Annotated in this window: 12 protein-coding genes; 8 read left to right on the plus strand and 4 right to left on the minus strand. The window is 64.6% G+C overall.

The window, feature by feature from the left end:
• Positions 1-10: 10 nt before the first annotated feature.
• The 7 genes from tpiA (at position 11) to trxB (ending at position 6,677) form a co-directional block, all read left to right on the plus strand.
• Positions 11-742 carry a triose-phosphate isomerase gene (gene tpiA / locus Q0R27_RS11600; protein WP_293944916.1) on the plus strand — a complete coding sequence of 244 codons (732 nt, stop codon included), beginning with the start codon at positions 11-13 and terminating at the stop codon, positions 740-742.
• Between the two features lie 62 nt (positions 743-804).
• Complete coding sequence (locus tag Q0R27_RS11605; protein WP_293944917.1) at positions 805-2,718, plus strand: CocE/NonD family hydrolase; 1,914 nt, start codon at positions 805-807, stop codon at positions 2,716-2,718.
• 79 nt (positions 2,719-2,797) lie between these two features.
• Complete coding sequence (gene secG / locus Q0R27_RS11610; RefSeq protein ID WP_293944918.1) at positions 2,798-3,220, plus strand: preprotein translocase subunit SecG; 423 nt, start codon at positions 2,798-2,800, stop codon at positions 3,218-3,220.
• Between the two features lie 96 nt (positions 3,221-3,316).
• Complete coding sequence (locus Q0R27_RS11615) at positions 3,317-4,948, plus strand: CTP synthase (RefSeq protein WP_293944920.1); 1,632 nt, start codon at positions 3,317-3,319, stop codon at positions 4,946-4,948.
• Between the two features lie 135 nt (positions 4,949-5,083).
• Positions 5,084-5,356, plus strand: coding sequence for a hypothetical protein (locus tag Q0R27_RS11620; protein ID WP_293944922.1), 273 nt, complete (start codon positions 5,084-5,086; stop codon positions 5,354-5,356).
• A gap of 75 nt (positions 5,357-5,431) precedes the next feature.
• On the plus strand, positions 5,432-5,581 hold the full coding sequence (locus Q0R27_RS11625) for a lmo0937 family membrane protein (RefSeq protein ID WP_293944924.1): 150 nt from the start codon (positions 5,432-5,434) through the stop codon (positions 5,579-5,581).
• Between the two features lie 127 nt (positions 5,582-5,708).
• The gene (gene trxB / locus Q0R27_RS11630; RefSeq protein WP_293944926.1) at positions 5,709-6,677 is read left to right on the plus strand and encodes a thioredoxin-disulfide reductase; all 969 of its coding nucleotides are present in this window, start codon (positions 5,709-5,711) and stop codon (positions 6,675-6,677) included.
• 74 nt (positions 6,678-6,751) lie between these two features.
• Here trxB and Q0R27_RS11635 read toward each other — a convergent pair whose 3' ends face one another.
• From Q0R27_RS11635 to Q0R27_RS11650, 4 genes are all read right to left on the minus strand, one after another.
• Positions 6,752-6,973, minus strand: coding sequence for a hypothetical protein (locus Q0R27_RS11635; protein ID WP_293944928.1), 222 nt, complete (start codon positions 6,971-6,973; stop codon positions 6,752-6,754).
• A gap of 380 nt (positions 6,974-7,353) precedes the next feature.
• The gene (locus tag Q0R27_RS11640; RefSeq protein WP_293944929.1) at positions 7,354-7,824 is read right to left on the minus strand and encodes a DUF3429 domain-containing protein; all 471 of its coding nucleotides are present in this window, start codon (positions 7,822-7,824) and stop codon (positions 7,354-7,356) included.
• Between the two features lie 87 nt (positions 7,825-7,911).
• Positions 7,912-9,096 carry an acetyl-CoA C-acyltransferase gene (locus Q0R27_RS11645; protein ID WP_293944930.1) on the minus strand — a complete coding sequence of 395 codons (1,185 nt, stop codon included), beginning with the start codon at positions 9,094-9,096 and terminating at the stop codon, positions 7,912-7,914.
• 26 nt (positions 9,097-9,122) lie between these two features.
• The gene (locus tag Q0R27_RS11650; protein ID WP_293944932.1) at positions 9,123-9,578 is read right to left on the minus strand and encodes a MaoC family dehydratase; all 456 of its coding nucleotides are present in this window, start codon (positions 9,576-9,578) and stop codon (positions 9,123-9,125) included.
• Positions 9,579-9,698: 120 nt separating this feature from the next.
• Between Q0R27_RS11650 and Q0R27_RS11655 the strand changes: the two genes are divergently transcribed.
• Positions 9,699-10,745, plus strand: coding sequence for a M23 family metallopeptidase (locus tag Q0R27_RS11655; RefSeq protein WP_293944934.1), 1,047 nt, complete (start codon positions 9,699-9,701; stop codon positions 10,743-10,745).
• Positions 10,746-10,772 lie beyond the last annotated feature (27 nt).

Below are 10,772 nucleotides of genomic sequence, written 5' to 3' on the forward strand. Positions count from 1 at the left end.
AGAGGACAATATGGCCAACCGTAAGCTCGTCGCGGGCAATTGGAAAATGCACGGCACCGCCGACAGCATCGCCGAGATCGTGCGCATCGCCGCCGCCGTCCCCGCCGGGGTCGATGTCGCGCTGTGCCTGCCCGCGACGCTAATCGAGCGCGCCGCCCGTGCCGTGCCGGGTTTCGCGATCGGCGGTCAGGACGTTCACGGCGAGGCGAAGGGCGCGTTCACCGGCGACCTCGCCGCGCACCAGCTCCACGACGCCGGCGCCCGTCTGGTGATCGTCGGCCACTCCGAACGCCGTGACGGGCATCGCGAGAGCGACGGGCAGGTGCGCGCCAAGGCGATCTCCGCAATGGCCGCAGCGCTCGACGTCATCCTGTGCGTCGGTGAAAGCTTTGCCGAGCGCGAAGCGGGGCGCGCAGTCGCCACCGTCTCCGCCCAGCTCGACGCCTCGCTCCCGCCAGCAGCACCCGACGCGGTCGCTTATGAGCCGATCTGGGCGATCGGCACCGGCCGCATCCCGTCGCTTGAGGACATTGGTGAGATGCACTCCGCGCTGCGCGGACGATTGGTCGCGTTGTACGGCGAAGCCGGCGTGGCCGTGCGGTTGCTCTACGGCGGATCGGTCAAGCCATCGAACGCGGCCGAGATTTTCGGCGTCGCCGATGTCGACGGCGCGTTGGTCGGCGGCGCGAGCCTGACCGCCGCCGATTTCCTGCCGATCGTCGTTGCGGCGGCGAACAGCTGAGGCTACTTGCCAGCCGCCGGGCGGGGCTTTACAATTTCTTTGATACCTTGGGGAAATCCGAAATGCGTGGAATATATTGGTTCGCCGCGATGAGCGCGGTGGCGTTGGTGTCGTCGGCTGCCGCGGCGCAAGACATGAGCTTCCCCAAGGGCGGGGATATTCCCACGAAATTCTCCCCGCTCCGCGACAGCTTTGCCTATGTGAAGCGCGAGGTCGAAATCCCGATGCGCGACCGAGTGACGCTACATACCGTGATCCTGGTACCGCGCGGCGCGACCCGGGCGCCGATGATGCTCGACCGCACCCCCTATTCGGCTGACAAGCTGATGACGCGCGAGTCCGGCGGTCCGCAAATCGAGGACGCGTTGTTCCCGTCCTACGCCGAGCTGGCTCACGGCGGCTACATCATGGTCGCGCAGGACGTTCGGGGAAAATATAAGTCGAAGGGCGACTATGTCATGAACCGGCCGCTGGTCGGCCCGCTCAACACGACCAAGGTCGACCATTCGACCGACGCCTATGACACGATCGAATGGCTGGTGAAGCATGTCCCCGAATCGAACGGCCGGGTCGGCACGATCGGTACGAGCTACGACGGCTTCACCACGCTGATGAGCCTGGTCAATCCGCACCCCGCACTCAAGGCGGCGGTGCCGATCAACCCGATGGTCGATGTGTGGAAGGGCGACGACTGGTTCCACAATGGCGCCTTCCGCCAGGAAATGATGAGTTACGTCTATTTCCAGACTGCCAAGACCGACAGCAGCGAGGAATGGTATAGTAACCGCTACGACGATTACGCGACCTTCATGCATTATGGTTCGGCGGGTGCGTTGGCGACCGCGATGGGGATGGACCAGCTGCCTTTCTGGCGTCGCGTGTCGCAACACCCCGCTTATGATGCGTTCTGGCAGGGCCAGGCGGTCGACGTGATCCTGGCGCGTGCCCCGCTGACCGTGCCGACCTTGTTCGTCGACGCGCAGTGGGACCAGGAGGATATTTACGGTGCGCCAGCGGCCTATGCCGCGGTCAAGTCGAGCCCCAACGCGCATTTCGTAATGGGGCCATGGTATCATGGTGAGGCCAATAGCGAGGCCTCCTCGCTCGGCGTACTCGATTATGGCAACGACACCGGCAAGGCGTTTCGCTCGACGGTAATGATCCCGTTCCTCGATGCGCACCTGAAGGACGGAGCGCCCGCGGTCGTGACCCCCGCGGTGACGGTCTACGAGACGGGTACCAACAGCTGGCACAATTACGCCGAGTGGCCGCGCGCGTGCGACGGCTGCGCGACGCCCCTGAAGCCGCTCTATCTCGCCGGCAATGCGTCGCTGTCGTTCAGCCAGCCGATCGCGGGCACGGCGTACGACGAGTATGTCTCGGATCCGGCCAAGCCGGTGACCTATCGCAATCGCCCCAATGCCGCGCCCTATGCGAAGGGTTCGACCTGGTCGAAATGGCTGGTCGACGACCAGCGCTTCGCTTCGGCGCGGCCTGATGTGCTGACTTATACCAGCGACGTGCTGACCGCTCCGGTGCACATCGCGGGGCAGCCGGTCGCGCACCTCGTCGCATCGACCAGCGGCAGCGACAGCGACTGGGTCGTCAAGCTGATCGACGTGTATCCCGACCAATATCCGCAAAAGCCCGAGATGGGCGGCTATGAGCTGGCCGTGTCGATGGACGTGCTGCGCGGCCGCTATCGCGACGATCCGGCGCACCCGACCCCGATCCCGGCGAACCAGCCGATCGCGTACAAGCTGGTGCTTCCGAACGCGAACCATGTCTTCCTGCCGGGTCACCGGATCATGGTCCAGGTCCAGTCGAGCTGGTTCCCGCTCTACGACCGCAACCCGCAAACCTATGTCCCCAACATCTTCTTCGCCAAGCCGGCCGACTATGTGAAGGCGACCCAGCGGGTGTTTCACGCAGCCGGTCAGGCAAGCTATGTCGCACTACCGGTAGTCGGAGACTAAGCCCGCGGCGGCGGCGCGGATTGAAACCCGCGCCACCGACGGCTAGAGGCCAACCGACCATTTTCCCGAAAGCGCGCCCATGTTCACCTTCCTGCTCATCGTCCAGACGATCGTCGCCGCCAGCCTTGTCGGGACGATCCTGATGCAGCGGTCGGAAGGCGGAGGCCTCGGCGTCGGCGGGTCTTCATCGGGGTTCATGACCGCGCGCGGGGCGGCCGATTTCCTGACCCGCGCCACGGCGGTGCTTGGCGGGCTGTTCATCGTCCTGTCGATCCTGCTCGCCGCGATCGCCGGGGTGACTTCAGCGCCGAACAAGGTTGATACCTCGCTGGTCAAGCAGCAGACCGTCCCGACCGTCCCGACCGTCCCGACCGGCCCCGCTCCGGCGTTCGGCGTTCGCCCGGTCCCGCCGGCCGAAACCGGCGGCATCCCCAACCGTAACCAGACCGCGGCGGGCCAGCTTCCCGCCAACGGCACCGCCCCAGCCGTCCCCGTCCAGTAATTTTCTGGGAAAGCGGGGACCGAGCGTCCTAAAAACGTGCAACCCCGATTCGCGCGCTTGCCAGCATCGACCGTGCGACCCTAAGGCTATCCTCCCATGACCCGGTATATATTCGTCACCGGCGGCGTGGTCTCATCGCTCGGTAAAGGCCTGCTCGCCGCGTCGCTCGGCGCGCTCCTCCAGGCGCGTGGCTTCTGCGTCCGCATCCGCAAGTTCGATCCCTATCTCAACGTCGATCCGGGGACGATGTCGCCCTATCAGCACGGCGAAGTCTACGTCACCGACGACGGTGCCGAGACCGATCTCGACCTTGGCCATTACGAGCGCTTTACCGGCGTCGACGGCAAGCAGTCGGATAATATCACCACCGGCCGCATCTACCGCGACATCATCACGCGCGAGCGGCGCGGCGACTATCTCGGCGCGACGGTACAGGTCATCCCGCACGTTACCAACGCGATCAAGGAATTCGCGCTCAACGAGACAGACGGGATCGACTTCATCATCTGCGAGATCGGCGGCACCGTCGGCGACATCGAGAGCCTGCCGTTCATCGAGGCGCTGCGCCAGCTGCGCAACGACCTTGGCCGCGATCGGACCGTCGCCGTCCATACGACGCTGGTGCCGTGGATCGCCGCGGCGGGGGAGCTGAAGACCAAACCGACGCAGCATTCGGTGCGCGAACTGACCAGCCTCGGTATCCAGCCCGACGTGCTGCTGTGCCGCTGCGACCGGCCCTTGCCGCAAAGCGACCGCGAGAAGATCGCGCTGTTCTGCAACGTCCCCGTCTCGGCGGTGATCCCGGCGCTCGACGCGCGCTCGATCTACGATGTTCCGCTGCGCTATCATGAAGAGGGTCTCGACGACGCCGTGCTCGACGTGTTCGGGATCGATGCGCCGCGCCCCGACCTGACGCGCTGGCACGACATCATGGATCGCCTCGACAACCATGAAGGCGAAGTCACCATCGGCGTCGTCGGCAAATATGTCGGGCTGCCCGATGCCTATAAATCGCTGCGAGAGGCGCTGGTTCACGGCGGCCTCGCCAACCGGACGAAGGTCAACATCCGCTGGCTCGACGCTGAACTGTTCGAGGGCGATAGCCCAGACCTCGCAGCGGAATTGGAACCGCTCCACGGCATTCTCGTCCCCGGCGGCTTTGGCGAGCGCGGCAGCGAGGGCAAGATCGCCTCGGTCAAATTCGCCCGCGAGCGGGGCGTGCCGTTCTTCGGCATCTGCCTCGGCATGCAGATGGCGTGCATCGAGGGGGCGCGGAACACCGCCGGGATCGCGAATGCCTCAACCACCGAATTCGGGGAGACGTCCGAGCCGGTCGTTGGCCTGATCACCGAATGGATGAGTGAGAGCGGCCTCCAGCAGCGCGCGGCGGGGGGCGACCTTGGCGGCACGATGCGGCTCGGCGCCTATCCCGCTGTGCTCGACGGCAACAGCCACGTCGCCGCGCTGTATGGCACGACGCAGATCGAGGAGCGACACCGCCACCGCTACGAGGTCAACGCCCATTACCGTGACGCGCTCGAGAAAGGCGGACTGATCTTCTCCGGCCTGTCACCCGACGGAATGCTTCCCGAAATCGTCGAACGGCCCGACCACCCGTGGTTCATCGGCGTCCAGTTCCACCCCGAGCTCAAAAGTCGCCCGTTCAACCCGCACCCGCTATTCGCCGGTTTCATAGGCGCGGCGCTCAAGCAGTCGAGGCTGGTCTAAAGCTTGCGGGGTAGGGGCCGCAACCCTATCTCGACCCGATGCGCTTGCTGATCGCCCTCCTGAGCGACCACCCTGTAGCGTCATCCCGGGCTTGACCCGGGACGCGCATGCCTTCGCGAAAGAAGGCAGGCCCGGATGAAGCCCGGAATGACGATGCCCAACACCGCCAGCCCCGCGGGCGCGATGGACCCGAACATGTCCAGCATGGGACACCGCGGGCATGACGCCATGACCGGCGCGCTCGGCCGCTATCCGATGGAGCGCGAGGCTTCGGGCACCGGCGCGGCCTCACGGGTTTCTCCTTGGCAACCCAAGGAGAAGCCCGTGGGCCTGACCGCCATCGCCCTTAACGCCGTCCACCTCGCCCGCGCACTCGCCGCCGCAAATTATTCCGGCCAGCCGAATTAACCTGACGCTGAACCAAGGGAACGCAAATCAGACCGAATGGTTACGCTCACGAACCAGGTAAGAAGGGAACAACCCATGCTCGCAACCATCGCCATCATCCTGATTGTCCTGTGGCTGCTCGGCGCGTTTGCCTTCCACATCGCTGGCGGCCTCATCCACATCCTGCTGGTTATCGGCATCATCGTTCTGGTTCTGCACTTCATCCGCGGTCGCCGCGTCATCTGAGCGATCAATGCTGGACTGTACCGAACCCGAACTATCATGGCGGGCCTGGGTCTAGCCGAAGGACCTGGGCGACGCTGTTTGTGCCCCCGATTGCGGTGAGCCGTGCGCGCCTCTACATCGCGGCCCTATGACCAACACCGTCTCCACTCGCCTGCTCGTCCTCGGCTCCGGCCCCGCAGGGCTCACCGCCGCCATCTACGCCGCGCGCGCCGGCATGAGCCCCGTCGTCGTTCAGGGCATCCAGCCCGGCGGCCAATTGACCACCACCACCGACGTGGAAAATTACCCCGGCTTCCGCGACGTCATCCAAGGCCCGTGGCTGATGGAGGAAATGCAGGCGCAGGCCGAGCATGTCGGCACGCGCGTGTTGTGGGACCACATCAGCGAGGTCGACCTGACTCGCCGCCCGTTTCGGCTGAGCGGCGACGGTGGCACTGTCTACAGCTGCGACACTCTCGTCATCGCCACCGGGGCGCAGGCGCGATGGCTCGGCCTCCCGTCCGAAGAACGGATGAAAGGCAAGGGCGCCTCGGCCTGCGCGACCTGCGACGGGTACTTCTATCGCGGCAAGAAGGTCGCGGTGATCGGCGGCGGCAATACCGCGGTCGAGGAAGCGCTCTACCTCACCAACCACAGTCACGACGTCACCCTGATCCACCGCCGCGACAGCCTTCGCGCGGAGAAGATCCTTCAAGACCGGCTGTTCGCCAACCCCGCAATCAAGGTCGTCTGGCACAGCGAAGTCGCCGAGTTCGTTGCCGGCGGCACTCCCGAGGCTCTGGTCGGGCTCGACCTGCGCGATGTCCGCACCGGCGAGATCAGCCGGATCGATGTCGAGGGCGCGTTCGTTGCAATCGGCCATGACCCCGCGACCGAGCTGTTCAAAGGCAAGCTCAAGCTCGATAGCGACGGCTACATCGCGGTCGAGACCGGATCGACCCGCACCAGCGTCGATGGTGTGTTCGCGTGCGGCGACGTGATGGACAAGCTCTACCGCCAGGCGGTCACCGCCGCCGGCACCGGCTGTATGGCCGCGCTCGACGCCGAACGCTATCTGGCTGCGCAAGAGTATGAGGCGCTTCAGGCGGCGGAGTAAATGGTCGGGCTGTTGTTCGCGATCGGCGGGAATCCGACGTTTTGCCGCGACCGCTCGGAATGGCGAAAGTCTTCTTACGGCGTGAGCGCGACCAGCAGCTTGCGGAACGCCACGACGAAGGTGGCTGCAAAAATCACCGTCAACAGACTACCGACAAATATGACCGATCGCGCCGCCGATGGCATGGCCACAAAAAACGACGCCACGACTAGTAGAATGTAGAGAACCACGGTCGTGACGGCCGCGACCATGACGGCAACTAGTGCGGCAATGAACATGCGGTGCTTGTCGACCATGACATGAGTCCTTGTCGGTCAAATATGTGAGCGCAACACCTGACGCCTATTTTTTAATCGGCGCAACTGGGTCGCAAACGGACCAACGGCACGCGAATGTTCCCAATGTTCGCGGTCACCAAGGGGGTACTGGCGATCGCGAAGCAGTGCAAAAAGATCGATCCGATTGTCAAACAGCCGTCATCGGACTGGCATGGCAAAGGGGCTGTAGGAAAGCGAAAAAGCACTTCGTCTTCAGTAGCCAACTGCACCGAACACTCGCTCGACGCCGCCGCCCAGCGCCGACGCACATCGTCACGACGACATGTTTCCACTGCGCTTGCCTGCTTGCAAGCGGAGTGCTTGCAATCGTCTTTGCGATGTCACCAACTAATTGAACGCTATGATAAAATTGCGATCAAGATTGTAAGGCTGCCGAGTCCGAGTGACAACGGAACTCTCAAGCGAAGCCAGCCGGGCGGACTTACGCCGCTCGCGGCCAATTTATGATCGATAACTAGAGTTGCGATCAGCGATGCGCCGATGACCAACAGGCTTCGTCCGGCAGACAGGCCGATTGCCCAGACGCCGATTGCTGCAAATGCGATCAGCGAGGGGGTGACCGCGGCGATCCAGACGCCCCAATGGACGTCGGTTTGTCGATGCGACGCAAGCCCCCACCACGCCCCGCCGAGGAAGCTCAAAATCGCGCCAGAATAAGCGAGTGCAGCCCCCCCCGCAGCAGGACCGAACCGCGCAGGGCCTGCAATTATAACCACTGCCAGCAAAATCTGCGGCGCCAGTCCCGCAAAGCCAAGCCATCGCGCCGCAGAAGGCAGCGTCCGTGGCTCGGTTGGAAGCGCACGGCCCATCTTCTGTACTCCAGAGCTTTCAAGCGCGAACAACCGTCGGTAACGGGCATTTCTCGCGGGCTCGCAAGCCGCCATTTTCTGCGGTTGCTAAAGGACCTCGAACAACCCCGCTGCGCCCATTCCGCCGCCGACGCACATCGTCACGACGACATGCCTGACCCCGCGGCGCTTGCCCTCGAGCAGCGCATGGCCGGTGAGGCGAGCGCCCGACATGCCGTAGGGGTGGCCGATCGAGATGGCGCCGCCGTTGACGTTGAGCTTGTCCATCGGGATGCCTAGCGTATCGGCGCAGTAGAGGACCTGGACCGCGAACGCTTCGTTCAGCTCCCACAGCCCGATGTCGCTGACCTGAAGCCCGAAGCGCTTGAGCAATTTGGGGACGGCATAGACCGGGCCGATGCCCATTTCGTCGGGCTCGGTGCCGGCAACAGCCATGCCGAGGTAACGGCCGAGCGGGGCGAGACCGCGCTCAGCCGCCATCTCGCTGGTCATGATGACACAGGCCGAGGCACCGTCGCTAAGCTGTGAGGCGTTGCCCGCAGTGATGATGTTCTCCGGCGTGCCGCGCACCGGCTGGAGCTTCTGCAGGTCGGCGAGCGTGGTCTGCGGGCGGTTGCCCTCGTCCTTCTCGATCGTCACCTCGTGCATCGTGATCGCGCCGGTCTCCTTGTCCTTGACGCCCATCATCGCGGTGACCGGGATGATCTCGTCGGCGAACACGCCCGAAGCTTGCGCGGCGGCGGTGAGTTGCTGCGACCGCAAGGCATATTCGTCGCACCGTTCGCGGCTGATGCCATAGCGGTTGCCGACCACTTCGGCGGTGTCGATCATCGGCATGTAGACGCCATTGTGCATCGCCAGCAGCTCGGGGTCGGCCCCGACGCGCATCTCACCGGTCTGGACGAGGGAGATGCTCTCCACTCCGCCGGCGACGCACACGTCCATGCGGTCGACGATAACCTGTTTGGCGGCCGTGGCGATGGCGACCAGGCCCGAGGCGCACTGGCGGTCGATCGACAGGCCGGCGACCCCGACGCCGAGGCCGGCACGAAGCGCGGCGGTGCGGCCGATGGTGGTCTGAACGCCCTGTTGGAGCGCGGCGCCCATCACGACGTCCTCGATCTCCGCAGGGGCCACGCCGGCGCGCTCGACGGCGGCACGGATGGCGTGGGCGGCGAGGGTCGGCGACGGAGTGGCGTTGAACGCGCCGCGATAGGCGCGGCCGATGGGGGTGCGGGCGGTGGAAACGATGACGGCGTCACGAACGGACATATTCTCTCTCCTGATATTTCTTGTGGTCAGACGAACAGCAGGCCGAGCCACTGCGCGGTCAGCGCGGGCTTGGTCTCGCCTTCGATTTCAACGGTGACGGTGTGGCGGGTGAGGAGTTGGCCGGGGGCTTTCTCGTTAAGGCTGTCGAGGGTGAACTGACCGCGCACGCGCTTGCCTGAACGGACCGGGGCGATGAAGCGGACCCGGTCGAGGCCGTAATTGACCGCCATCTTGAGATTGTCGGGGGACATCATGACGTCGGCGGCCATTCGGCTGAGCAACGATAGCGAGAGGAAGCCGTGGGCGATGGTGCCGCCGAACGGGGTGTGGGCGGCGGCGGCCGGGTCGACATGGATGAACTGCTGATCCTCGGTCGCGTCGGCGAAGGCCTGGATGCGCGACTGGTCGACTGTGATCCAGCCGGAAGTGCCGATGTCGGTGCCGATTTTTGCGCGGATCTGGTCGAGAGTGGCGATGGGCATGGGCTGTCCTAGGCGCGGCGCAAAGCCCCTGACAAGCCCCCGGCAGGCGACGCTACGGAAGCGCGGGTTGACCGTCGCACGAAGCAGTGTATTATTGATGCAATACAGTCTGGAGATATGATGTTCCTGCTTATTGCCGCCGCCGCCGTCGCCGCCGCGCCGCCTGTCCTGGAGCTCACCGCCGATCCGCGGCCGCTTCATCCTTATGCCGAGCTTGGCGCGAGCGGAGTCGAAGTGGATGGCGATCTTCTGATCCGCAACAGCGGCAACGCGGCGTGGGAATTGGTCGAGCTGGCGTTAGACGTGCGCGATCCCAGAGGGCGGTTGATCCAGCGCAAGGAGCTCAATCAAAACGGCACATCGCCAAGCATCAATCTGGTCACCGAGCGGATTGTAGCGGCGGGCAAGAGCCTGCTCATCTTCAACCCGCTGGCGCGGTTCGCTGCGGACGTCCATCCGGCCCGGCTCGATTACCGGCTGACCTTCCAGGGGCCAGGGGAAAAGCGGCTGGTGCTCCCCGTCAGTATGACGCCGCGCGCCGAACCCGTGCGACGCTTCGCCTTTCCGCTCAAGGGGCGCACGCTGGTATGGGACGGACATGATTTTGCATCGCATCATCGGCGCTGGAATTATGTTCACCCAATGCTGGCGGGGGCGGGGTTCGCAAGCATCGCGGCACGTTACAGCATGGACCTGATCCTGGTCGATGCCGAAGGCAGGAGGTCAACCGGCAACGAGGACGTCAATGCCAACTGGACATCGTTCGGTGCCCCGGTGCGAAGCGTTGGCCCCGGCCGCGTCGTTGCGCTGCGCGAAGACCAGGCCGACGACCGCAATTTCGATGTCGCGACGGTCGCCATCCCCAACGCGATGTACGGCAATTACGTGATCATCGCTCATGATGACGGCAGTTTTTCGATGTACGGGCATGTCCAGCAGGGAAGCGTGGTCCCCAAGATCGGCGCGCGGGTGAAGACCGGCGAAGCCATCGCCAGGGTCGGAGCGTCGGGATCGGCACTGTTCCCGCATCTCCATTTTCAAAGAATGGACGGGCCCAATGATCGAAGCGAGGGGGTGCCGACGCGCTTCACCGGGATCGCGCGACCGGGCGGTGGCGCCTGTGCCAACGGCTTCGTCGACAGTGGCGACATGGTGATTGCCGATTAGGCCTCGGTCTGTCCGGTCGTCGGCGCC

It is taken from the genome of Sphingomonas sp. (assembly GCF_025362505.1).
Taxonomy (GTDB): domain Bacteria; phylum Pseudomonadota; class Alphaproteobacteria; order Sphingomonadales; family Sphingomonadaceae; genus Sphingomicrobium.